This is a genomic window from Rhizobium sp. BR 249 (genome assembly GCF_047445895.1).
In the GTDB taxonomy this organism is placed as follows: Bacteria; Pseudomonadota; Alphaproteobacteria; order Rhizobiales; family Rhizobiaceae; genus Rhizobium.
This window is the reverse complement of sequence record NZ_JARWKX010000009.1, coordinates 85,087-108,526: the sequence shown is the minus strand read 5'-3', so window position 1 is coordinate 108,526 and position 23,440 is coordinate 85,087. Positions and strand designations below refer to the sequence as shown.

At 63.3% G+C, this 23,440-nt stretch carries 26 protein-coding genes; 19 read left to right on the top strand and 7 right to left on the bottom strand.

The features are described from left to right. The first annotated feature begins 1 nt into the window (after position 1). Genes QD408_RS10985 through QD408_RS10975 form a run of 3 tightly spaced genes read left to right on the top strand, consistent with a single transcriptional unit; the run spans position 2 to position 2,123 of the window. On the top strand, positions 2-634 hold the full coding sequence (locus QD408_RS10985; protein WP_414139325.1) for a precorrin-8X methylmutase: 633 nt from the start codon (positions 2-4) through the stop codon (positions 632-634). After that, positions 631-1,362 carry a precorrin-2 C(20)-methyltransferase gene (locus QD408_RS10980; RefSeq protein WP_414139324.1) on the top strand — a complete coding sequence of 244 codons (732 nt, stop codon included), beginning with the start codon at positions 631-633 and terminating at the stop codon, positions 1,360-1,362. The genes QD408_RS10985 and QD408_RS10980 overlap by 4 nt, the downstream gene beginning before the upstream one ends. Continuing rightward, positions 1,359-2,123: a precorrin-3B C(17)-methyltransferase gene (locus QD408_RS10975; RefSeq protein ID WP_088683557.1), complete on the top strand. Its 765-nt coding sequence runs from the start codon at positions 1,359-1,361 to the stop codon at positions 2,121-2,123. The genes QD408_RS10980 and QD408_RS10975 overlap by 4 nt, the downstream gene beginning before the upstream one ends. On the opposite strand, the gene QD408_RS10970 is transcribed toward QD408_RS10975, so the two are convergent. Continuing rightward, positions 2,087-2,854 (bottom strand): cobalt-precorrin-6A reductase, encoded by a 768-nt coding sequence (locus tag QD408_RS10970; RefSeq protein ID WP_414139323.1) that lies wholly within the window; start codon positions 2,852-2,854, stop codon positions 2,087-2,089. The genes QD408_RS10975 and QD408_RS10970 overlap by 37 nt on opposite strands. On the opposite strand from QD408_RS10970, the gene cbiE reads away from it, so the two are divergent. Together cbiE and cobM are read left to right on the top strand one after the other, a co-directional pair. Continuing rightward, a complete protein-coding gene (cbiE, locus tag QD408_RS10965; protein ID WP_414139322.1) occupies positions 2,853-4,085 on the top strand; it encodes a precorrin-6y C5,15-methyltransferase (decarboxylating) subunit CbiE in 1,233 nt (410 codons plus the stop codon). The genes QD408_RS10970 and cbiE overlap by 2 nt on opposite strands. Positions 4,086-4,089: 4 nt before the next feature. Then, positions 4,090-4,848 carry a precorrin-4 C(11)-methyltransferase gene (cobM, locus tag QD408_RS10960; protein WP_414139321.1) on the top strand — a complete coding sequence of 253 codons (759 nt, stop codon included), beginning with the start codon at positions 4,090-4,092 and terminating at the stop codon, positions 4,846-4,848. Between the two features lie 66 nt (positions 4,849-4,914). Here the strand turns inward: cobM and QD408_RS10955 are convergent, their stop codons facing one another. Together QD408_RS10955 and QD408_RS10950 are read right to left on the bottom strand one after the other, a co-directional pair. Continuing rightward, entirely contained in the window at positions 4,915-5,727 is an 813-nt protein-coding gene (locus QD408_RS10955; protein ID WP_414139320.1) for a TIM barrel protein, read from the bottom strand. A gap of 160 nt (positions 5,728-5,887) precedes the next feature. Further along, positions 5,888-6,916 (bottom strand): LacI family DNA-binding transcriptional regulator, encoded by a 1,029-nt coding sequence (locus QD408_RS10950; RefSeq protein WP_414139380.1) that lies wholly within the window; start codon positions 6,914-6,916, stop codon positions 5,888-5,890. Between the two features lie 132 nt (positions 6,917-7,048). Between QD408_RS10950 and QD408_RS10945 the strand changes: the two genes are divergently transcribed. The 13 genes from QD408_RS10945 (at position 7,049) to QD408_RS10885 (ending at position 20,050) form a co-directional block, all read left to right on the top strand. After that, the gene (locus QD408_RS10945; protein WP_414139319.1) at positions 7,049-8,137 is read left to right on the top strand and encodes a fatty acid desaturase family protein; all 1,089 of its coding nucleotides are present in this window, start codon (positions 7,049-7,051) and stop codon (positions 8,135-8,137) included. A 21-nt stretch (positions 8,138-8,158) separates the two neighbouring features. Then, on the top strand, positions 8,159-8,473 hold the full coding sequence (locus tag QD408_RS10940; protein WP_414139318.1) for a MocE family 2Fe-2S type ferredoxin: 315 nt from the start codon (positions 8,159-8,161) through the stop codon (positions 8,471-8,473). A 10-nt stretch (positions 8,474-8,483) separates the two neighbouring features. Beyond that, positions 8,484-9,710 carry an NAD(P)/FAD-dependent oxidoreductase gene (locus QD408_RS10935; RefSeq protein WP_414139317.1) on the top strand — a complete coding sequence of 409 codons (1,227 nt, stop codon included), beginning with the start codon at positions 8,484-8,486 and terminating at the stop codon, positions 9,708-9,710. A 30-nt stretch (positions 9,711-9,740) separates the two neighbouring features. Further along, positions 9,741-10,553 carry a 3-methyl-2-oxobutanoate hydroxymethyltransferase gene (locus QD408_RS10930; protein ID WP_414139316.1) on the top strand — a complete coding sequence of 271 codons (813 nt, stop codon included), beginning with the start codon at positions 9,741-9,743 and terminating at the stop codon, positions 10,551-10,553. A gap of 311 nt (positions 10,554-10,864) precedes the next feature. Next, complete coding sequence (locus QD408_RS10925; protein WP_414139315.1) at positions 10,865-11,761, top strand: NUDIX hydrolase; 897 nt, start codon at positions 10,865-10,867, stop codon at positions 11,759-11,761. Positions 11,762-11,830: 69 nt separating this feature from the next. Beyond that, positions 11,831-12,802, top strand: a complete 972-nt coding sequence (gene nadA, locus QD408_RS10920; RefSeq protein WP_414139314.1) for a quinolinate synthase NadA — start codon at positions 11,831-11,833, stop codon at positions 12,800-12,802. Further along, entirely contained in the window at positions 12,799-14,340 is a 1,542-nt protein-coding gene (locus tag QD408_RS10915) for an L-aspartate oxidase (protein WP_414139313.1), read from the top strand. The genes nadA and QD408_RS10915 overlap by 4 nt, the downstream gene beginning before the upstream one ends. Before the next feature lies 1 nt (position 14,341). Beyond that, entirely contained in the window at positions 14,342-15,241 is a 900-nt protein-coding gene (gene nadC / locus QD408_RS10910) for a carboxylating nicotinate-nucleotide diphosphorylase (RefSeq protein WP_414139312.1), read from the top strand. 259 nt (positions 15,242-15,500) lie between these two features. After that, entirely contained in the window at positions 15,501-17,453 is a 1,953-nt protein-coding gene (locus QD408_RS10905) for a BTAD domain-containing putative transcriptional regulator (protein ID WP_414139311.1), read from the top strand. Between the two features lie 103 nt (positions 17,454-17,556). Continuing rightward, complete coding sequence (locus QD408_RS10900) at positions 17,557-17,700, top strand: hypothetical protein (RefSeq protein ID WP_008531494.1); 144 nt, start codon at positions 17,557-17,559, stop codon at positions 17,698-17,700. A gap of 12 nt (positions 17,701-17,712) precedes the next feature. Further along, entirely contained in the window at positions 17,713-18,975 is a 1,263-nt protein-coding gene (locus QD408_RS10895) for a YcaO-like family protein (RefSeq protein ID WP_414139310.1), read from the top strand. Beyond that, complete coding sequence (locus tag QD408_RS10890; RefSeq protein WP_414139309.1) at positions 18,972-19,718, top strand: TfuA-like protein; 747 nt, start codon at positions 18,972-18,974, stop codon at positions 19,716-19,718. The genes QD408_RS10895 and QD408_RS10890 overlap by 4 nt, the downstream gene beginning before the upstream one ends. Positions 19,719-19,783: 65 nt before the next feature. Continuing rightward, positions 19,784-20,050, top strand: coding sequence for a hypothetical protein (locus QD408_RS10885; protein ID WP_414139308.1), 267 nt, complete (start codon positions 19,784-19,786; stop codon positions 20,048-20,050). Positions 20,051-20,091: 41 nt separating this feature from the next. Here QD408_RS10885 and QD408_RS10880 read toward each other — a convergent pair whose 3' ends face one another. The 4 genes from QD408_RS10880 to QD408_RS10865 all read right to left on the bottom strand — a co-directional run bounded on the left by QD408_RS10880 (position 20,092) and on the right by QD408_RS10865 (position 22,678). Continuing rightward, positions 20,092-20,496, bottom strand: a complete 405-nt coding sequence (locus QD408_RS10880; protein ID WP_088683573.1) for a helix-turn-helix domain-containing protein — start codon at positions 20,494-20,496, stop codon at positions 20,092-20,094. Between the two features lie 207 nt (positions 20,497-20,703). Further along, positions 20,704-21,540 (bottom strand): amidohydrolase family protein, encoded by an 837-nt coding sequence (locus QD408_RS10875; protein ID WP_414139379.1) that lies wholly within the window; start codon positions 21,538-21,540, stop codon positions 20,704-20,706. Positions 21,541-21,612: 72 nt separating this feature from the next. Continuing rightward, positions 21,613-22,398: an IclR family transcriptional regulator gene (locus tag QD408_RS10870; protein ID WP_414139307.1), complete on the bottom strand. Its 786-nt coding sequence runs from the start codon at positions 22,396-22,398 to the stop codon at positions 21,613-21,615. Positions 22,399-22,555: 157 nt separating this feature from the next. After that, on the bottom strand, positions 22,556-22,678 hold the full coding sequence (locus QD408_RS10865; protein ID WP_280950449.1) for a hypothetical protein: 123 nt from the start codon (positions 22,676-22,678) through the stop codon (positions 22,556-22,558). Between the two features lie 18 nt (positions 22,679-22,696). On the opposite strand from QD408_RS10865, the gene QD408_RS10860 reads away from it, so the two are divergent. Then, positions 22,697-23,431, top strand: coding sequence for an SDR family oxidoreductase (locus QD408_RS10860; protein ID WP_088683576.1), 735 nt, complete (start codon positions 22,697-22,699; stop codon positions 23,429-23,431). The last annotated feature ends 9 nt before the right edge of the window (positions 23,432-23,440 follow it).

Below are 23,440 nucleotides of genomic sequence, written 5' to 3'. Positions count from 1 at the left end.
AATGCCAGACTACGATTATATCCGCAGCGGCGACGCGATCTACGAGCGTTCCTTTGCCATCATCCGCGCCGAGGCCGATCTTTCGCATTTCAGCGAAGACCAGGCCGAAATCGCCGTGCGCATGATCCATGCCTGTGGGCTCGTGGAAGCGGCAGAGCATTTCGTCTTTTCAGCCGATTTCGTCAGCGCCGTGCGCGACGCGCTGAAGGCCGGGGCGCCGATCTTCTGCGATGCGGAGATGGTGTCCCACGGCGTCACGCGCGCCCGGCTGCCGGCGCTGAACGAGGTGGTCTGCACGCTGCGCGATCCCGCCACACCGGAGCTCGCGCGTGAGATCGGCAATACACGCTCGGCCGCCGCGATGCATCTCTGGCTCGATCAGCTCGGCGGAAGCATTGTCGCGATCGGCAATGCGCCGACCGCGCTCTTCCATCTTCTCGAACTCCTGCGCGACGGCGCGCCGAAACCGGCGGCGATCCTCGGCATGCCCGTCGGTTTCGTCGGCGCGGCGGAATCGAAGGATGCGCTGGCGGAAAATTCTTATGGCGTCCCCTTTGCCATCGTGCGCGGCCGGCTCGGCGGCAGCGCCATGACGGCTGCGGCCATCAATGCGCTGGCGAGGCCGGGCCTATGACGACACCAGGCCGTCTCATTGGTGTCGGCACGGGTCCCGGCGACCCGGAGCTTCTGACCCTCAAGGCCGTGCGCGCCATCGAAGGCGCTGATGTCATCGCTTATTTTGCCAAGCAGGGCAGGGGCGGCAACGGCAAGGCGATCGTCGAACCGCTGCTGAAACCTTGGGTCACGCTGCTGCCGCTCTACTATCCCGTCACCACCGAGATCGATAAGGGTGACGAACGCTACCAGAACCTGATCACGGAGTTCTACGACCAGTCTGCCAAGTCAGTCGCCTGTTATCTCGATGCCGGGCGAACCGTCGCCGTTCTCAGCGAAGGCGACCCGCTCTTCTATGGCTCCTATATGCACCTGCATGTCAGGCTTTCCACCCGCTACCTCACGGAAGTGATCCCCGGCATCAGCGCCATGTCGGGCTGCTGGTCGCTGGCCGGCATGCCGATCGTCCAGGGCGACGATGTGCTTTCCGTACTGCCCGGTACGATGGCCGAAGCTGAATTGACCCGCCGCCTCGTCGATACGCAGGCCGCCGTTATCATGAAGGTCGGCCGCAATTTGCCGAAGATCCGCCGGGCCTTGGCGGCAGCCGGCCGTCTTGGGGAGGCCGTCTATGTCGAGCGCGGCACGATGGCGAATGCCGCGATGGAAAAGCTTGCCGACCGGGGCGAAGGCGATGCACCGTATTTCTCGCTCGTGCTGGTGCCGGGCTGGGAGGGCAACCGATGAACGGCAGGCTTTTCGTGATCGGCACCGGCCCCGGCAATCCCGAGCAGATGACGCCGGAAGCGCTGGCGGCCGTCGAGACGGCGACGGATTTCTTCGGCTACGGACCTTATCTCGACAGGCTGCAGCTCCGTCCCGATCAGCTGCGGCATGCTTCGGACAATCGCGAGGAACTCGACAGGGCAGGGGCCGCCCTCGCCATGGCAGCGGACGGCGCGAAGGTCTGCGTCGTCTCCGGCGGCGATCCCGGCGTCTTCGCCATGGCGGCAGCCGTCTGCGAGGCAATCGAGAATGGGCCGGCCGCCTGGCGCACTGTTGATCTCACCGTGCTCCCCGGCGTCACCGCGATGCTCGCGGTGGCGGCAAGAGCCGGCGCACCGCTTGGTCACGATTTCTGCGCAATATCGCTGTCCGACAACCTAAAGCCTTGGAATATCATCGAGAACCGTCTTGAACTGGCAGCGAAAGCCGGTTTTGTGATCGCGCTCTACAATCCGATCAGCCGGGCGCGGCCCTGGCAACTCGGCGAGGCTTTCAAGCTGTTGCGCCACCATCTGCCGGCAAAAACTCCCGTCATTTTCGGCCGCGCAGCCGGGAGAGAGAACGAACGCATCGCGGTGCAACCTTTGTCGGAAGCGGATGCTTCGATTGCCGATATGGCGACCTGCATCATCATCGGCTCGGCCGAAACGCGGATCATCGAGCGCCCCGGCAAGCTGGATCTCGTCTATACCCCCCGTTTCATGACCGGAGAAAAGAGGTGATCGATCGCCGCAAGCGCCGCCTCGACAGTTTCGACCACGGTGAGCGTGGAGGCCGGCGCGCGCGCGACCATCATCACCTCGATGCCAAGCAGGCGGGCCGCCTCGATCTTCGCATAGGTGGCGCCGCCGCTGTTCTTCGCGATGATGACGTCGATATGGTGTTGTCTCAGCAAGGCGCATTCGCCTTCCAGCGTGAACGGGCCGCGATCAAGCACATAGTTGACATCGACAAGCGCGAGCGGCGGATCGACGGGATCGACGCTGCGGATGAGATAGAAATGTTGCGGCGCCGCTTCGGCGTGATGCGCGCCCTGCCGGCCCGTCGCCAGGAAGACATGGCGAGGGGAGGGGCCGAGCGCTGCGATGGCGGCCGGAATGCTTTGCACATCCTGCCAGCGATCGCCCGGCAGGCGCTGCCATTCKGGACGGCGCAGAGCGATTGCAGCAATACCGGTGGTCTCCACCGCAAAGGCGGCGTTGGCGGAAATTCGTTCGGCGAAAGGGTGTGTGGCGTCGATCACCAGCCCATATCCACCGGTCGTCAGAAAATCGGCGAGTGCCATAGCACCGCCGAAACCGCCGATGCGAACCGGAACCGGCTGAGCAGCCTGTTTTTCAGTGCGGCCGGCCAGCGACAGCAGAATATCGCAATCATCACGCGCCGCGAGCGCTTCAGCGAGCAGGCGCGCTTCGCTGGTGCCGCCGAGAATGAGGATGCGGGGTCTTCCCATGTCTGATCTTCCTCCCCCTTCCGGCCAGCGCTGGCTGACTATTATCGGCATCGGCGAAGATGGTCCAGCAGGGCTGGGCGAGGAGGCGAAGAGGCTGATTGCGACCGCACCCGCCGTCTTCGGCGGGGCCCGGCACCATGCGCTCGCCGCATCGCTGATCACAGGCGAAAAGCTCTCCTGGCAAAGCCCGTTCGAACGCTCGGTCGATGCGATCCTCGAAAGACGCGGCACGCCGGTCGTCGTGCTTGCTTCAGGCGATCCGTTTCTCTACGGCGTCGGCGCAACCCTTTCCCGTCGCGTGGCGGCAGAAGAGATCCACACCATTCCTTCACCGTCCACCTTCAGCCTTGCCGCTTCCCGCTTGGGCTGGCCGTTGCAGGACGTCACGACGATTTCGTTGCATGGAAGGCCGCTCGACCTAATCCGGTCGCATCTGCACCCAGGACGGCGCATTCTCGCGCTGACCTCTGATGAGAAGGGACCCGGCGAGCTGGCGGCCCTGCTTGCCGCCGCCGGTTTCGGTCAGTCGCAGCTTACGGTGCTCGAGGCGCTCGGCGGTGCGCGGGAGCGGCAGAGGCAAACCATTTCTGCAGATTTCGATCTCGTGGACGTCGATCCCCTGAACGTTTGCGCACTTGAGATTTCGGCAGGGGAGGGGGCCTGCATCCTGCCGTTTGCCGCAGGCCTCGAGGATGAGCTGTTCGAGCAAGACGGGCAGATTACCAAGCGCGAAATCCGGGCGACGACGCTTTCGGCGCTCGCGCCGCGTCACGGCGAACTGCTCTGGGATATCGGTGCCGGTTCTGGATCGATCGCCATCGAATGGATGCTGGCCGATCCCAGCCTGAAGGCAATCGCCGTTGAGCAATCGCCGGAGCGGGCGGCGCGTGTCGCCCGCAACGCATCCGCCTTCGGCGTGCCGCATCTCGCCGTCGTCGAAGGTTCAGCCCCCGATGCGCTGCAGGGCTTGCCGGAACCGGATGCGATCTTCCTCGGCGGCGGCGGCAGCGAACCGGGCGTGATGGACGCCGCGATTGCCGCGCTGAAGCGGGGAGGGCGGCTCGTTGCCAATGCCGTGACGCTGGAGATGGAAGCCGTGCTTCTCTCTGAACACGCCAAACGTGGCGGCTCGCTGACACGGATCGAAATATCACGCGCGGGGCCTGTGGGCAGCATGAGCGGCTGGCGGCCGGCGATGCCGGTGACGCAGTGGCGCTGGACGAAAGGATAATCGGATGACGGTGCATTTCATCGGCGCGGGGCCGGGTGCTGCGGATCTGATCACGGTGCGCGGCCGCGATCTGATCGCCCGGTGCCCGGTCTGCCTCTATGCCGGCTCGATCGTCTCGCCGGAACTGCTTCAATATTGCCCGCCGGACGCGCGCATCGTCGATACCGCGCCGATGTCGCTCGACGAAATCGAGGCGGAGTATCTTCGCGCCGCTGCCGCCGGCCAGGATGTCGCCCGGCTGCATTCCGGCGACCTCTCCGTCTGGAGCGCGGTGGCCGAGCAGGTGCGCCGGCTTCAAAAACACGGCATCGCCTATACGATGACGCCGGGCGTGCCCGCCTTTGCCGCCGCAGCCTCCGTGCTCGGGCGCGAGCTGACCATCCCGGCCGTCGCCCAAAGCCTGGTGCTCACCCGCGTTTCCGGCCGCGCCTCACCGATGCCGAACGAAGAGACGCTCGCGAAATTCGGCGCGACGGGCGCCACACTGGCGATCCATCTGGCGATCCATGCCCTGAAGCAAGCGGTCGAGGAGCTGACGCCACTTTACGGCGCAGACTGCCCGGTCGCGATCGTCGTCAAGGCTTCCTGGCCGGATGAGCGCATCCTGCGCGGCACGCTTTCCGATATCGAGGCTAAGGTTGCAGCCGAACCGATCGAACGTACGGCGATCATCTTCGTCGGCCCGTCTCTCGCAACGGAAGATTTCCGCGAGAGCTCTCTCTATGATCCCGCTTATCAGCGTCGATTCAGGGGCAGGGAATAGCTGCAAAAGATTGGCCGCGCTGGTGGCGCGGCCTCTCGAATAACAAAACAGGCAAATTTACTCGGCTCAAACCCGCGCCGTCAGATAATCCATGCTGGCGCGCAGTGCACCGGCCGGATCCTTGACCGCATGTACTTCCGCCGCGAAGGGTTCGAAGGAGAACGGACCCTGATAGCCCGCCTGCAGCAGCGCCTTGATCTGCCCGGCATTGTCGAGCCGGTCGTCGCCGTCCACGAGCACACGATGGGAATCGCGCATATCGGCAACGGAAACGGAAGGATCGCTGACGCCCGAGATGTGCACGAGGCCGGCCAGGTCAGGGAAGGTCGCGGCTTCGCCGGCAAGGTGATGGTGGAAGGTGTCGTGGACGAGCTTGAAGGTCGATTGGGCGCCAAGCTCCTTGATTGCGTCAGCCGCTTCGGTCTTCGAGCGCAGCGAGCAGATCTCGAAACCGAGCGGCTCGACGAGACCAATGATGCCGGCCTTATCAAGCATCGGCTTCAGCGCGGATAGAGCCTCGCGCAGATTGGCCTGCCGTTCGCCATCGGCGCAGCCGGTGCCGTCGTTCTTCGGAACGAGGACGAGCGCCTTCGCGCCGGACGCGTGGGCATAATCGATCAATTCCTGCGCTTCCCCAGCGCGCGTTTCATTCCATTCGTTGAAACGCTGCAGGGCGTTGATCGAAATAATCGTCAGACCATGATTGGCCGCTGCTTGCCTGATCGCTTCGGGTTTGGTGCCGTCGAGAATCGCATTGCCGGAAAGGTCGTTGCGGATCTCGACGGAGTCGATACCGAGCGACTTTGCCAGCGCGAAGAAATCGTCGATGGCAAGCGATGGCGCGGCCATATGGTTGAGCGCAAAGCGGATCGAAGTCATGACGGATATATCCTCCTCGGCTCCGCGCTTACAGCGGAGCAGTCTGTGAATGGGCGAGCGAATCTCTATCCGAATTTGCCTGGCAATCCATCCGTCATCACAGGCGCCCGCCCTCATTGCTGAAAGAATTTCAGCCGCAATGATAGAATTCCATCATTCCTTAGATATTCTCGGAGATATAGATATCGAAAGGCAGGAAGGATTGGCCGGGAACGGCAGCCTCGCCGCGCTCGATCGCGCCGACCATCAGCGATAAAAGCTCCTTGCAGAGAGCCGGCAGCGGCGTGGCGACCACCATCGTGACGATATCGTCGGCAAGGCCGGCCTTGCTCTCCGGCGTCAACTCGTTGACGACAAGCACGATCCGGCCGCCGACACCCTCTTCACGGAATGCCGAAATCGCCCCTTCCATGCCGCCGCCGCAGACATAAAGGCCGACGAGATCAGGATGTTTCTGCAGCAGCGTCAGCGTCGCCTCATGGGTGATTTCTGCGGTCTCCAGGTTGATCAATGTTTCGACGACATCGAATTCCGGCGCATTCTCGCGAAAATAGGAGCGGAAGCCGATTTCCCGCAGCTCATGGCCGTGGAAGCGGTGGCTGCCGACGAAGCAGGCGACCTTGCCGGGCTTCTGCGCCGTCCGCGCAATCATCCAGGCGGCGGTACGCCCAACCTTGCGGTTGTTGACGCCGACATAGGCGTCCCGCACGCCCGTAGCGAGATCCGAAAGCAGCGAGAACACCGGAATGCCGCGCTCCTTCAGCTCCTCGACCGCTGTCGTCACGGCGGGATAGTCCGGGCCGACGACGGCGACGGCCTGGTTGCGGGCGCCGAGCGCCTTGACCTTTTCGATGATCGCGGCTGGGGTCGTCGCGGAGGGGAATTCGATCTGGATCTGGAGACGGGCGTTGGTGACGGCGCGCGCCGCTGTCTCGATTTCACGGGCGAAGGTCTGGTAGAAGGATTGCGTCGGCTTCTGCAGCAGGAAGGCGAGCCGGTATTGCGGCAAATCCTCGAAAACCCGCTGCCTGATCAGGCCGACGGCGTGATAGCCGATTTCCTGCGCCGCGTCATAGACCCGCCGCGCCGTTTCCTCCCGTACGCGGTGGCGAGCGTTGAGAACGCGGTCGACGGTGGCGACGCTGACGCCGGAGGCGCGGGCAAGATCGGATATGGTGGGGCGGCGCATGGTGTTCCTGATGGATTCGATCATCGATGCAAGCCATTCTTGATGGCTTTTGATAGAATATATCAAGGCTGCATTGAGCGCCCTCGAAAGTCAACCTATCCTCTTCGGCAACAGCATAGCGGGAGGCGGATGATGGCGATCCAGACAAAGAAACGAGACTATGACCTGCTCGGCGAAAGCGGCCGCACCGCCGTCGAGACGGGGCTGGCGGCAGCCGAGTGGTATCACACCGAGATTCCGCGCAAGGAGATGAAGGCGCTGATGCAGCGCTCCGATGCGCCGGCGATCCGTGACACCATCATCTGGCTTGGCAGCATGGTCGTCTTTGCCGGGCTCGGCATTTACTTCTGGGGCTCGTGGGTCGCGATACCCTTCTTCCTCGCTTATGGCGTGCTCTACGGCTCGGCCTCCGACAGCCGCTGGCATGAATGCGGCCACGGCACCGCCTTCAAGACGCGCTGGATGAACGACGCCGTCTACCAGATCGCCTGCTTCATGATCATGCGCAATCCGGTGACCTGGCGCTGGAGCCATACGCGCCACCACACCGATACCGTCATCGTCGGCCGCGATCCCGAAATCGCCGTCATGCGGCCGCCGGATCTCGTCCGGCTGGTCCTCAATTTCTTCGGCATCCTCGACGCCTGGCATGCGGTCGTCGACATGCTGCGCAATGCCTTCGGCGTCATCAGCGCGGCGGAAAAGACCTTCATTCCCGAGATGGAGCAGCCGAAGGCGATCCGCTTCGCCCGTATATGGCTCGCCATCTATATCGTCACGATCGCGACCGCCATCGCCACGGGTTCGATCCTGCCGCTGATGCTGATCGGCCTGCCGCGCCTCTATGGCGCATGGCACCATGTTCTGACCGGGCTGCTGCAGCATGGCGGCTTGGCCGACAATGTGATCGACCACCGGCTGAACAGCCGCACTGTTTACATGAACCCGATCAGCCGCTTCATCTACTGGAACATGAACTACCACGTCGAACATCACATGTTTCCGATGGTGCCCTACCACGCTCTGCCCAGGCTGCATGCGATGATCAAGCACGACCTGCCGGCGCCGAACTCGTCGATCTGGTCCGGCTATCGCGAGATGATCCCGGCCTTTCTGCGCCAGTTGCGCAACGAGGACTACTTCCTGAGACGCGAACTGCCGGCAACTGCTCGGCCCTATCGCGAAGAATTCCACAACGAACTGGCTCCGGCCGCGCAATAATCACGATCGAGGGAGGATAATATGAGCGGAAACTGGATCGAAGTCTGCGGCAAGGACGAGATCGACGAAGAGGATGTCATCCGCTTCGATCATGAGGGGCGCACCTTTGCAGTATACCGCAGCCCGGATGACGAGTTCTTCGCGACCGACGGGCTTTGCACGCACGAACATATCCATCTCGCCGACGGGCTTGTCATGGATGAGATCATCGAATGTCCGAAACATAACGGCCGCTTCAACTACAAGACGGGCGAAGCCAAGGGTGCCCCGGTCTGCGTCAACCTCAAGACTTATCCAGTAAAGGTCGAAGGCGGCAGCGTCTTCATCTCGATCTGAGGAGGCAGACGTGGCTCATTTCGTCATCATCGGAGCCGGCGAATGCGGTGCGCGCGCCGCCTTCGCCTTGCGGGAGAAGGGCTTTGCCGGCGAGATAACGCTTGTCGGCGCCGAACCCCTTCACCCTTACGAGCGGCCACCGCTTTCGAAGGCAGGCTCCGCGGATGCGGCCGATCCGAAATTCATCGCCACACTGGAGAAATACACAGAAAGCGGCATCCGGCTGCTGACCGGCCTGGAGGCGAGGGATTTCGACACCACATCCAGGACCGTCACGCTCTCCGACGGCACGACGCTCTCCTATGACAAGCTTCTGCTTGCAACAGGCGCGAGCGCGCGTTCGTTTCCCGGTGCTTCGGAGAACAGTCCGCATATCCGTTCGTTGCGGACGCATCACGATGCGGCGGCGCTGCACGATGCTATGAAGCCGGGGCGGCATATCGCCATCATCGGCGGCGGCTTCATCGGACTGGAACTTGCGGCGACCGCACGGCTGCTCGGCGCCGGCGTCACCGTCGTCGAGGGACTGGAGCGAGTGCTGAAGCGCGGCGTGCCTGAAGAAATCGCCCATCTCCTCACCGAGCGCCATCGCGCCGAGGGCGTCGATGTCCGCTGCGGCGTCTCCATCGAGGCGCTGACCGAGGAAGGCGGAAAGGCGGTGATCAGACTGTCGACCGGGGAAATCATAGAGGCCGATCTCGCTCTCGTCGGCATCGGCGCGCGGCCGAATGTCGAGATCGCCGAAAGGGCGGGGCTGACAATCGAAAACGGCATTGCCGTCGACACCTATCTGCAGACTTCCGCCCCTGACGTTTTTGCGGCCGGCGACTGCTGCTCCTTCCCCCTGTCGATCTATGACGGCCGGCGGGTAAGGCTCGAATCCTGGCGCAACGCCCAGGAGCAGGGCACATTGGCCGCGGCCAACATGCTCGGCCTCGACGAAGCCGTTTCGGCTGTGCCGTGGTTCTGGTCGGATCAATACGACATGACGCTGCAAATTGCCGGCCTCGCCGATGGAGCCGTCCTGCATCTGCGGCGCGACCTCGGCCCTGGCGCCTTCATTCTCTTCCATCTCGATGCCGCTGGCCGGCTGATCGCCGCGAGCGGCATCGGACCGGGCAACACGATCGCGCGCGACATCCGCCTCGCCGAAATGCTGATCGCGGCCCGCGCTCATCCCGATCCGGCTGCGCTCACGGCCCGCGACGTTAAGCTCAAATCCCTTCTGGCCGCCTGAGCCGCCCTCTCTTTTTCAAAGGAATTGACGATGAAGAAACATAAGCGCGCGACGGTCGCCGATCTGCTTGCGGAAAAGGGCAAGCGCCAGCTCACCATGCTGCGCGTCACCACGCTGGAGGAGGCCGAAGCGGCCGAGAAGGCTGGAATCGACATGGTCTCGGTGCCGCCATCGCTGCTCGGCCCGGTCTTTCGCGAGATCGCGCCGACGCCCTTTGCCATTCCGGGGCTCGAATATGGCGATCACGTCTCGGCGGAAGATTATCTCCGTGCCGCCTTCGCGGCGCTGAAGGCCGGCGGCGATGCCGTCTATTGCGCCGCAAGCCTGCAGACGATCCGGCGCCTGCGGGATGAAGGCATCCCCGTCTGCGGCCATCTCGGCCTGATCCCCTCGAAGGCGACCTGGACCGGCGGCTTCCGCGCCGTCGGCAAGACGGCGGCGAGTGCCGCCGAGATCTGGCGGCAGACCAAGGCGCTGGAAGAGGCGGGCGCTTTCGCCGCCGAAATCGAAGTCGTCCCCGGCGAGGTCGCGGCCGCCATCAGCGGCAACACCTCGATGCTGATGATCTCGATGGGAGCAGGCAGCGGCGGCGACGCCCAATATCTCTTCGCCGACGACGTGCTCGGCGCCAATCGCGACCACACTCCGCGCCACGCCAAGGTCTATCGCAACTTCGCCGCCGAATATGACCGGCTGCAACGCGAGCGCATCGCTGCCTTTACGGAGTTCGCCGAGGACGTCAGGTCTGGAGCCTATCCGGAAAAGCGCCATTGCGTCGGCATTGATGAAGCGGAGCTCAGGATGTTTCTGGATCGGCTGCGGAGTGAAACGGGCAATAGTTAGTATCCACTTGCTCGGCGCTTCCCCCTTCTCCCCAGCGGGGAGAAGATGCCCGTTAGGGCAGATGAGGGGGCGAGCGACGATAGGAGCGAGGCCCTGAGCGGAAGCGAAGGGCATCAACGGCGTGCCGGGCGGCCCCCTCATCTGCCTGCCGGCATCTTCCCGCTGGGGAGAAGGGACTCGTGGCAGCGTCTCGCTCCCTTCTACTCAGTGCGGGAAGCGCTGCGAAGGTGCGTCGCTTCCATTGGCTTCCGCGCCGGCCTGTGTCAGGAATGATCCGTTCGATTCATTCGGAACGGAGTATTCAGCCCCCTGTGACGATCGGCTTTGCGCATGCGGAATTGATTGCGGTGCTCGTCGCTGTGACGGGAGACGAGCCGCGTGTGATGACGATCCGTTCCGGCAATGCGCTGCCGTCAGGCCCCTTCGAAATGGGCCATCGCACGCTGCAATCAGGCCTGCGCGAATGGGTTCAGGAGCAGACGGAGCACCCGGTCGGTTATCTCGAACAGCTCTATACCTTCGCGGACCGTGACCGGAACAACGAAATCCTCGGCGGCCGGACGATCTCGATCAGCTATCTCGGCCTCGTCAACGAACAGTCGGGCGCCGGCCGGCCGGGGTGGCACGGCTGGTACGAATATTTCCCCTGGGAAGATCATCGGCAGGGAAGGCCGGCCGTGCTCGACGAGATCATGGCGCGCCTGAGAAGCTGGGCCGATGCCGACCCGGCGCGGCGCGATCATCGCCATCGCCGGGCGGATTTCACCTTCGGCCTCGACGGTGGCGGCTGGAACGAGGATCTGGCGTTGCAGCGCTATGAGCTGCTCTATGAAGCAGGGCTCGTCGCCGAAGCGGGATGCACAGCCGAAGCCAATCTCGGCCGGGCGATGTTTGCCGACCACCGCCGCATTCTTGCGACCGGGATCGCAAGGCTCCGCGCCAAGATCAAATACCGTCCCGTCGTCTTCGAACTCATGCCGGACAGTTTCACGCTGCTGAGATTGCAGCGCACCATCGAAGCGCTGGCCGGGCTCACGCTGCACAAGCAGAATTTCCGCCGCCTGATCGAACAGCAGGAGCTGGTCGAGGAAACCGGCGAAACGGAAAGCGAAACCGGCGGCCGGCCGGCCAAGCTCTTCCGCTTCCGCCATACGGTGCTCGAAGAACGCGCGCTCGCCGGAACGAAATTACCGCTCTCCCGCAATTGACATATGCTCAGTATGAGAATATGTCTTTGCCGATAATATGCTCAAATCGAGCATAATCAGGAGCCGGTCATGAATCACGCTGTTTCCGCATCCTCGCTCTACGACCGCGTCAGCCGCGTCATCCCCAAAGCCGAATGGATGACATTCGAAAATGACGTCGACGCGATCCTCGAGCTCAAGCGCCGCCGCAACGCCGTCATCCTCGCCCATAACTACCAGACGCCGGAAATCTTCCATGGCGTGGCCGACATCGTCGGCGACAGCCTGGCGCTTGCTCGCAAGGCGATCGAGGTCGATGCGGATGTCATCGTGCTTGCAGGCGTGCATTTCATGGCCGAGACGGCAAAGCTTCTGAACCCTGAGAAAACCGTGCTGATCCCGGATCTCGGCGCCGGCTGCTCGCTGGCGGATTCGATCACGCCGGAGGATATCGCGCTGCTGCGCCAGGCCCATCCCGGCGTCCCCATCATCACCTATGTCAATACGTCGGCCGCGGTGAAGGCCGCCTCCGACATCTGCTGCACTTCGGGCAATGCCAAGCAGGTGGTGGAATCGCTCGGCGTGCCGAAGGTGCTGATGATCCCGGACGAATATCTGGCGCGCAATGTCGCCCGCGAGACCAATGTCGAAATCATCGCCTGGCATGGACATTGCGAGGTGCATGAACTCTTCACTGCCGACGACGTGCGCCAGCTGCGCGAAAACCATCCCGGCGTGACCGTGCTCGCACATCCGGAATGCCCGCCTGACGTCGTGGCGGAAGCCGATTTCGCCGGCTCGACGGCCGTGATGTCGGACTATGTCGGCAGGCATAAGCCGGCGCGGGTCGTGCTGCTCACCGAATGCTCGATGAGCGACAATGTCGCCGTGCATCACCCCGACGTCGAATTCATCCGCCCCTGCAATCTCTGCCCGCACATGAAGAGGATCACGCTCGCCAATATCCGCGCCGCGCTCGAAGAAAACCGCCATGAAGTGACGGTCGATCCGGCGATCGCCGTTGCTGCACGCCACGCCGTCGAGAGGATGCTGGCGATATGACCGAGATCTTCGAACAGCTGGCAGGGCGCACCGTCATCGTCGGCAGCGGCCTTGCCGGGCTGATGACCGCCCTGACGCTGGCGCCGGAACCCTGCATCATCGTGACCCGCGCCGCCCTTGGCGCCGAGACATCGAGCGCCTGGGCGCAGGGCGGCATCGCCGCCAGCATGGGCGCGGATGACAGTGCTGAACTGCATCTTGCCGATACGCTTGCCGCCGGCGACGGGCTCTGCGATCCGGCGGTTGCCGCCGGCATCATTGCCGAAGCCCCGGCGGCGATTGCCGCACTCGAACGGGCAGGCGTACGTTTCGACAGGAATGCCGCGGGCGAACTCTCGCTCGGGCTGGAAGCCGCGCATTGCCGCCGCCGCATCGTCCATGCCGAAGGCGACGGCTCCGGCGCGGCGATCACTGCCGCCCTGGTGCGGGCGGTGTTGCAAACGCCCTCGATCACCGTGCTCGAAGGCTTCGAGGCTCGCCGGATACTGATGACCGGCGACCATGTGGCGGGCCTGCTCTGCGCCACCGCGAACGGCGCGGCCATCCTTCCGACGTCCAAGGTGGCGCTCGCCACCGGCGGCATCGGCGGGCTCTATGACGCGACCACCAATCCGATGGGCAATTTCGGCCAGGGCATCGCGCTCGCGGCAAGGGCGGGTGCCGATCTCGCCGACATGGAGTTCGTGCAGTTCCATCCGACGGCGCTCGATTCACGCCGCAGGCCGCTGGCGCTCGTCAGCGAGGCGGTGCGCGGGGAGGGGGCCTTGCTCGTCAACGAAAAGGGCGAACGGTTCATGGCTCGCATATCGGGTGCCGAGCTTGCGCCGCGCGACGTGGTGGCGCGGGCGATCAGCGCCGAGATCGCCCGTGGCGGCAAGGTCTTCCTCGATGCCCGCGATGCTCTCGGCGGCCGGTTTGCCATGCGCTTCCCCCTCATTTCAGCCCTTTGCGGCGAGGCCGGTATCGACCCCGCGACAGACCTCATCCCGGTGCGCCCGGCCGTTCACTATCACATGGGCGGCGTTGCGACGGATGGAAACGGCCGCAGTTCGGTGCCCGGTCTCTGGGTGGCGGGGGAAGCGGCTTCCACCGGCCTGCACGGCGCAAACCGGCTCGCCAGTAACTCGCTGTTGGAGGCGGCTGTGATGGGCATGCGGACCGCGCGCGATATATCCGGCGTGCCGGCAAATGGTATCGGCTCGGTCATTGCCGTAAAACTGCCGGCGCCGGCCGATGCATCGCTCGTCCGGCCGATCGTCTCGCGCCATCTCGGCGTGCTGCGCAACGCCGACGCCGTGAATGGAGCGATCGCCGCATTGCTGCCGCTCGCCGAAAGCACCGGCCCTGCCGCCGATCCCGCTATCGTCGCTCTGCTGATCGCCGTCTTTGCCAGCCTGCGAATGGAATCGCGCGGCGCCCATGCCCGTACCGATTTTCCGCTGAGGCTCGCCGATGCGCAGCGGCGGCGGATGCGCCTGTCGGACGCCCTGGAAATCGCCCGCGCGACACCGCCCTATTCGCTTGCAAGGAGTGCCTGAGATGAGCCTCGTTCCCCTCCCGCGCCTGATCGTCGAACCTTTGGTGCGCGCAGCCCTTCTCGAAGATCTCGGCCTTGCCGGCGATATCACCTCGACATCCGTCATTCCGAAGGAGCATCGCTCGACGGTGGTGATGGCCGCCCGCCAGCCGGGGGTAATCGCCGGCCTCGATGCGGCCGAACTCGCCTTTTACCTCGTCGATCCCGAAATCACCATGCGCCGCCATCTCGAAGACGGCGATGCGGTCAAGCCGGGCGACGTGATCGCCACCATGGAAGGCCCGTCGCGCGGACTGCTCACCGCCGAGCGCACCGCGCTGAATTTCCTCGGTCACCTCTCAGGCATTGCGACCGTCACGGCCGAGATTGCCGCCGCCATCAAGAGCACCAGGGCTTCCGTCGCCTGCACGCGCAAGACGACGCCGGGGCTGAGGGCGCTGGAAAAATATGCGGTGCGGGCCGGCGGCGGCATGAACCACCGTTTCGCGCTCTACGACGCGGTGCTTATCAAGGATAACCATGTCGCGATCGCCGGCGGCATCACGGAGGCGATCCGCCGGGCGCGGGCCGGTGTCGGCCATATGGTGAAGATCGAGGTCGAGGTCGATACGCTGGATCAGTTGCGTGAGGCGATGGAAGTCGGCGTCGATGCCGTTCTGCTCGACAACATGACGCCGGATCAGTTGCGTCAAGCCGTCGCCATCATCGCCGGCCGGGCCATCAGCGAAGCATCCGGCCGCGTCACGCCGGCAACGGCCGCCGCAATCGCGGCGTCGGGGGTCGATCTCATTTCCGTCGGCTGGCTGACGCACAGCGCGCCGGTGCTCGATATCGGGCTCGATTTCGTCGAGGCCGCAACGGTGGCGGAAACCGGCGCAAAACGGATCGTCCAGGCACTATGATCCTCTAAGTGTGCCGATCGATTTTGAGCTGCGCCGACGGCGACAGTTGAAATAACGTGCCGTAATGAGACGCCGAACCTTGCCGCATCAAGTGTTGGCTAAGCATTTTCCTCCACAGCCGGCGCGAAAAGATGCAATTATTCGATGAAACTTCTTCTTTTTATAGCAAAGCCGCTATGCGCGGCGCTCTTATAGCACTAACATGATCACCGATTGGCCGGCGCCTCTGCGCGCCTGGCTTTCTGGGGTGAGAACCGAAATGCAAGGGACATCGGGAGAGGTGTCGACGAACAGGCTCTGCCTGCTCGGAAGACCGCGATTGATGGCGGCGGGGAAAGAGCTCCCCTTGCCGGAGAAATCTTATTTTCTCCTCGCCATGCTCGCGGCCGAACCCAATCTCGAACTCGACCGCGAAACGATCAGGCGGCAGCTCTGGCAATCGGAACTGCCGGAAAAGCGGGCAGGGAGCTTGCGTCAGTTGCTCGCCCGCATCGAGCAAAGCATTCCCGGCGACCTTCCGCCGCTTCTCGCCGCGACCAGAACCCATATCGGACTCGGCAGCGGCTGGGAGGTCGACGTCCGCATCTTGAAGCGGAAAGGGCCGCTCGCGCCCGAAGACAGCGACATGCTCAACGGCGAATTGCTGGAAGGCGCCAAGTCGCCGACGCAAGGTGCGGAAGACTGGCTGACCTTCGAGCGCCAGCGTATCGACGAATTGCGCTCGGCCCATCTCACCCGGCTGGTCGAGACATCGGAAGATCGGTCCGATGAAGAACAGGTAGCCCTTGCCAAGCGTCTGCTGGAACTCGACCCTGCCAACGAGACGGCCTATCGCGCCTTGATGCGCGTTCATGTCAGGATGAACGATCCGGCCGCGGCGCGTCAGGCCTATCTGAAGTGCAAGAGCCAGCTGAAGGACGATTTCGATACCGAGCCGGAAGAGAGCACTACAGCGCTCGCCCGCGAACTCGGCCTGATCCCCGCAGCTCAGGTTGTGACGCCGGAACGTCCGTTGGCGCCCGGCATGTTCGCCGATATGCTCGGCCAGCCGCGCATCATCATCCTGCCGCCGGAAAGCATCTTCACCGATCCGCTGATGGAACGCGTCGGCAGGGCGCTGCTCGAAGACGTCACCATCGGGCTCAGCCAGCAGCGCGGCTTCAAGGTGATTGCGGCCCATACGAGCCTCGAGATTCTCAGCCGCTCGGTCGACCCTTCGCGCGCCGTCCCCGGCCCGCTCGACCTCAGCTTCGACTATGCGGTCTACGTCACCATCCAGGGCCGCGACGAGGATGTCTATGCGACCTGCCGCCTTACGCGGACGACGACGTCGGAGGTGATCTGGGCACTGGAACTGCCGCTGGTGATGCAGAAGATCAGCGAATCCTTCGCGCATCTGACCCGGCGGATCGTCTCCTCGCTCGCCGACACGATCGAGCGCCACGAGCTGTCGATGCCGATCGGCGAGGCGCCGGCCTCCGCCTACCGTCTCTATCTCGAAGGCAAGCGGCTGATCGCTCACACCGACCTGCAGCACCTGCGCCAGGCGCGCAAATGGTTCAAATCCTCGCTCAACCGTTATGAGCATTTCTCGGCCGCCCATGCCGGCGTATCACGCGCTCTCGGTATGGAATGGCTGATCCGCGGCATGCAGGACACCGATCTTCTCGATGAGGCGAATGGTGCGGCGCGGCTGGCGCAGCAGTCCGACCCGAACAGCGGCCGCGCCTACCGCGAACTCGGCTTCGTGGCGCTTTATCGCCGCCGTTTCGACGAAAGCCTGGAATATTTCCAGCAGGCTCAGGATCTCAATCCCAACGATGCGGACATTCTAGCTGATTATGCCGATGCGCTGTGCCACTACGGCGACTTTGACAAGGCGCTGGATTTGAATAAAGCGGCTTTCAAGCTTAATCCCTTGCCGCCCGACTACTATTACTGGAACCGTGGCGGCATTCACTTCGATCGTGGAGAATACGAGCAGGCGATCGAGGCGCTTGAGCCGGTAAAGTCCAAACAGGCCACCGCTCGACTACTCGCGGCCGCCCACGCCATGGCGGGCGATATGAAAAAGGCCGGCAATTATGCTAACGTCGTTCTGGAAAATTTCCCAGATTTCCGTAGCGAAGACATCCGCCATTTTGTTCCCGATCGCGATCCCCGCTACACGGAAGCGCTGATTCATGGCCTGCATCTGGCCGGACTTCCTTGATTAGATGGCCTTTTAACGAAGCCTGTAACGCTTAAATGACGCAGGAAGTGTTCCCCTCCAATGGTTAACGGCAGGCCCTCTGCCTACCCATTGGAGATGGAAAATGAAAACCAGTGTCGAAACCAATGCAGCCATTCTCTCCCAGCCCCGTTTCTCGGCCGCAGCCAAGGCGGCGATGAAGCAGGACGAGCTCAGCATCGCTCCAAACGCCCTCGAAAACCTGACGCATGCTCTGAAGTTCCGCTAAGGACGAGATCGTATGTCCGCTTTCGCCGATCTTGAAAAGCTTGCCGGTGATCTCGAACGATCATCGGCCGGCGTCAGCGAATATCACGACCGCGCGGTCACGCCGGCTCAGACGCTGGCAGCAATCAGGCCGCATCTGCGCGAATTCGGCGTTACGCGCGTCGGCCTGTTGACCGCGCTCGATGTGTTGAACATTCCCGTCGCCTTCGCGACGCGGCCGAACAGCCATACGCTCTCGGTCTTTCAGGGCAAGGGCATCGACAACGAAGCCGCCATGGCCTCGGCTGCCATGGAGGCGATCGAGACGCGGATTGCGGAAATTGCCCCCGCCGACCTGACGCAGGCGACCGTTGCCGGCATGCGGGCGGAACGCGCCGCCATGATCGATCTCGACAATGTCGCACGCTGCGCCCCTGACGAGATCGGAAACAGCCCCATTCCCTGGTGCTCCGGCCTCGACATCCTTTCCGGCAGCAGCGTTTTCGTGCCTTGGTGGCTCGTCGGCCTCGATCATCGCGGCGAGAGGCCGCCGGGCTTCGAGCAATCGAGCGACGGCCTTGCCTCCGGCAACACGCCGTCCGAAGCGGTGCTGCATGGGCTTTGCGAGCTGGTGGAGCGCGACGCCTGGGCCTTGACCCAGCTGAAATCGCCGGAACGGCTGAAGGAGAGCCGCATCGATCCCACCTCCTTCGGCGATGCCGTCATCGACATCATGACCGACCGGATCGCACGCGCCGGCATGCGGCTGCTGCTGCTCGACATGACCAGTGATATCGGCGTTCCCGCGTTTCTGGCCGTCATCATGCCCGGCAATCTTTCCGACCGTGTCGATGCGCGTTGGTCCTATGTCTGCGGCGGCTGCGGCTGCCATCCAGATCCCGTGCGCGCCGCGCTGCGCGCCATCACCGAAGCGGCGCAGAGCCGGCTGACCGCGATTGCCGGCAGCCGTGACGATTTCTCGCCGCGCATCTATCAGCGGCTCGACCAGAGTGCGGCGATGCAGCAGGTTGTCGAACTCTGCGAGGGCGACGGCCGGATGCACGCGTTCCAGGCCCGTCACCGCCGCCCGGCGACGATCCAGGAGACCATCGGTCATATTACCGACCGGCTGACGGCAACCGGCGTCGAGCAGATCATCGTCGTGCCGTTTGCGCATCGGGACCTGCCGGTCTCGGTCGTCAGGGTGATCGTGCCGGGTCTGGAAGTCGACATCTCGGGCCAGTACATCCAGCTCGGCATGCGCGCCGTCAACACCATGAGGGGAGCCCAATCATGAAGGTGCTGTTCGTCGGCCCGAGCCTCGGAAGCGATCTGGCCGCGGCAAGAGCGATGTCTCCCCGCATTGATTTCCGGCCGCCCGCCGCCTGCGGCGACATCCTGAAAGCCGTTGAGGACGGCGCCACCGCGATCGGTCTCGTCGACGGCTATTTCGGCGATCTGCCGTCGGTTTGGCATAAGGAAATCCTCTACGCGCTCGAACATGATGTCGCCGTTGCCGGCGGCGCCAGCATGGGCGCGTTGCGCGCAGCCGAATGCGCTCCCTTCGGCATGGTCGGCATCGGTTCGATCTTCGAGGATTACGAGACGGGCCGATTGCTCGACGACGAAGCCGTCGCCCTGGTGCATGCTCCGCAGGAACTCGGCTGGCTGCCGCTCTCAGTGCCCTGGGTCGATTTCGAGCCGACGATCGAGGCGCTTTACGCTGGCGGCGAGATTTCCCCTGGCGAGCGCAAGAAACTGCTGCTTGCCGGCCGTTTCCTGCATTTTTCCGAGCGCACCTATGCGAAGGTGGTCGACGAGTGCCATTTCGCCCGCAAGCCGCGCCGCGACCACATCCTCGCCGCCATCCGCAAGAACCGCGTCGAACGCAAGCGAAACGACGCGCGGCTGGTGCTGGATTGGCTGCGCCGGGACGAATTCCTGCCCGTCGACCGTGACTGGCGCTTTGCCGCAACCTCCCACTGGGAGCTTTTGCACGCCGAAATCACGCGGACTGTGACTCCTGTAACGCTAGAATAACGGTCGCGGCAGAAAGATGCACTGGCGATGGAATCGTAGGTTCCACGACCAAAGAGGCGGGAACGATGTTTGAACAACATAGCGAAGGTACAGGCAGCGAATACGCAAGGATCTTCCGGCTGCTGTCGGCAGCCAAGGAGGAGGCTGAAAAGCTTCAGCCGCGTAATCTGATGCACCTGACGAACATGGCGCTGCTGCAGGTCGTCATCGATTGGGACGGCATAGATCCCGACAGGGAACTTGACGTCAATCTCGAGAAGCTGCTCGGCAGCAAGGCCAAGATCGCAATGAAGGATGCCAGCGAGAATCTGATTCTGATCGACCGCCACTAACCCTCATGCGGCCCGCCCCGACCGCGTAAGGGACAAGCGGTTTATTCGGCCGCGTCGCTTTCCAACTGTTCGGTGTTGGCGATCGCCTGGACGAGCTTCAGGATCTTCTTGCGAAGCGCTTCGTTCTTGATCGAGAAGAACGCCGCGTTGAGAAGAACGCCTTCGCGCGAAATCACGAATTCCTCGCTGGGAGCGGGGTTGTCGTTGGCTGTATCAGGAGCGGACAGATCGTCGAAAAACGTTCTGACGTCGACCTTCAGCGCGCCGGCGATTTCGACCAGCATGCTGGCGGAAACGCGGTTTGAGCCTTTTTCGTATTTCTGGATCTGCTGGAACGTGACGCCCACACGTTCGCCCAGTTCCGTCTGGGAAACCTTCCTCAGCAGACGCTGTATACGGATCGTCTTTCCGACGTGAACATCCACTGCATGCGGTTCTTCTTTCATTTCTTTTCCCTCCTGAAGACAGCGGATATGAAGTTATTCGCCAAATCCCTGCCTGACAACTTTTACCTGAGATGAGTAAAGCTAGCAATTGTTTGGTGGTACGTCGTCCCAAACCGAAACATTTGCGTTGCTTCATCATTAAACAAGCAAAAGACATGCCAAAGTAGCACTTTTGCGAGATACAGCACATCATATGATTTTGTGAGGTCAGAGCGACCAGAGGCGCTGCGCATTGGCGAAAAGCAGCTTGGAACGCTCCGCCTCGCTGCTGGAGGAAAGCACGGCATGGGTCGCCGCCACCCATGTGGAAAGTCCGCCGCCGAGCGTGCAGACCGGCCAGTCGCTGCCCCAGACGACACGATCCCAGCCGAAATTCGCGATGACGTGTTCGATATAGGGCCTCAGCGTCTCAGCCGTCCATGTCCCGGTATCGGCATAGGCGACGACGCCCGAGACCTTGCAGATGACGTTCGGTCGCCGGGCAATCTCCGAGATACCGGCCTTCCAAGGCTCGAAAGCATCCGAGCGTATGTCGGGCACGCCGCAATGGTCGAGCACGAACTGCACGTCAGGCGCAAGATCGATAAGCGCGGTCACGCGGCCCGCCTGATGCGGCAATGTGCAGAGGTCGAAGGTCAGGCCGCTGCCGCCGATGCGCCGGATGTTTTCACGGAAAAGCGCGCCTTCCGACACAGCGTCGGGGACGACATGCAGCACGCGGCGGAACCCCCTGACGAAGGGATCGGCCTTTTGCCGCTCGAGATAGGCGGCAAAGTCCTTCTCTTCCGGCCGGCAGGAGACGATGGCGCCGGCAATCAGGCTGCCCTCGCGGGCAGCAAGGGTCTTGATGTGATCGGTCTCGGCCTGCATGGCGGCGGGATCGACGTCCACCTCCATATGGAGCACCTTGGTGATGCCGCAGCGCCGGGCCTCGGCCGCATAGGTCTCGTAGAGGAAATCATGATCGAGATCGGGCACACCGGAGAGCCAGGGATAGGGCAGCGCCGAGCGGTCGATGATGTGCAGATGGGTGTCGATCAACAGGCTCTCTCCTCCAGAGTGGTTCCGGCAAGCTATCCCCAGTGAATGGATTGTTCAAATAGAAATTCCCGGCCGTCAGCCAGGATTGAGGACATCCGCCCCGGCCAGCAGCGAAAGCTGGGCGGCGGTCTTCTGCACCAGCAGGATGGTCTGGCTGATATCGGGCGCCGAAGGCGCGTTCACGAGGGCGATGAAGGGGCAGGTGAGGGCAGCGATGCAGCGCCCGTCCGGCCCGAGGACCGGCGCGGAAAGATTATAGACGCCCGCCGTCTGGGCGCTCGCCATCATCTCGTAGCCGCGCTCGCGGATCTGGTCGAGACGGTCGTAGAATTCGGCGCCGAGTTCGATATCGGCGCGGCTGCGCACATGTTCGGAGATCATCATTTCCCGCTCCTCCGCGCTGCGGAAGGCAAGCAGAACATGGCCCGAGCCGGTGTCGAACAGGCTGATATGGGCGCCGATCCGGATGGAGAACCCCCAGTAATCCGGCGCCTCCTGCTGGGCGATGACGACTGCCGCGCCGCGATCGAAGACCGCGAGGTGATTGGCCTGGCGCGTGCGCTGGGCGAAATCCCGCATCAGCGGCGTGGCGTAGGAGGCGAGCCGGCGCACCGGCGCATGCAGCTGCGCCAGGCCGAAGAGCTTCAGCGTCAGCGAATAGCGGTCGCCGTCGAGCCGCGTGACGTAACCGCGGCGCACCAGGCGATCGAGCATGCGGTAGAATTCATTGGGGCTGCGATCGAGCCGCTTGGCGATTTCCGCCTGGGTGAGGCCGCTGTCGACACCGGCAAGTAGCTCCAATATATCGAGGCCCTTGTCGAGGGCAGGAGCGCGGTAGCGGTCGGACTCGTCGGTCTCCATTCCTTCCTCCTATGAATATTGCTCTGCATATACGCAGAACCGCGACCGGAAAAGGAAAACTTCGCACTTGACCCTGGGGCGATCGTCTGTTTGTCTATAAACAGACAAATCATGGCTGAAGACAGGCAGCCAATCGGAGCAAGGTGGCATGTTGCGCTCACCTTGCCAGAACCACCTCGACGCGCGCGGGGGAAAGCTGGTGATGGACGGTGACGGCGAGCTGTTTCATCATGGCCGAGCCCTGAAGCACAGCCGCATCCATCGTCCAGCGTAGAGACATCAAGAAAAGGCCCGTGACATGACAAACAGACTTTCCGGCAAGACCGTTCTCATCACCGCCGCCGGCCAGGGCATCGGCCGGGCGACGGCGGCGGCCTTTGCCGCAGCCGGCGCCAAGGTCCACGCGACCGACATCAATACCGATGCGCTCGCAAGCCTGGCCGCGGAAACCGGCGTTTCCACTCATCAGTTGAACGTGCTCGACGGGGGTGCGGTCACGGCCCTCGTCGCCGAGATCGGCGCCGTCGACGTGCTGTTCAACTGCGCCGGCTTCGTTCATGCGGGCTCGATCCTCGAAATGCAGGACGCCGATCTCGAATTCGCCTTCGACCTCAACGTCAAAGCGATGATCCGCACCATCCGCGCCGTGCTGCCCGGCATGCTCGAGCGCAAGGACGGGGCGATCATCAACATGGCCTCGGTCGCCTCCAGCATCAAAGGCGTGCCGAACCGCTTCGCCTACGGCGTCACCAAGGCGGCGGTCATCGGGCTGACCAAAGCGGTCGCCGCGGATTACGTCGCCCAAGGCATCCGCTGCAACGCCATCTGCCCCGGCACGGTGGAAAGCCCGTCGCTGCAGGACCGCATGCGGGCGCAAGGCGATTATGACGCGGCGCGCGCCGCCTTCATCTCCCGCCAGCCGATGGGCCGGCTCGGCTCGCCGGAGGAAATCGCCGATCTCGCCGTCTATCTCGCAGGCGCGACCTACACCTCCGGCCAGGCGATCGCCATCGACGGCGGCTGGACGATCTGACCTCAGCTG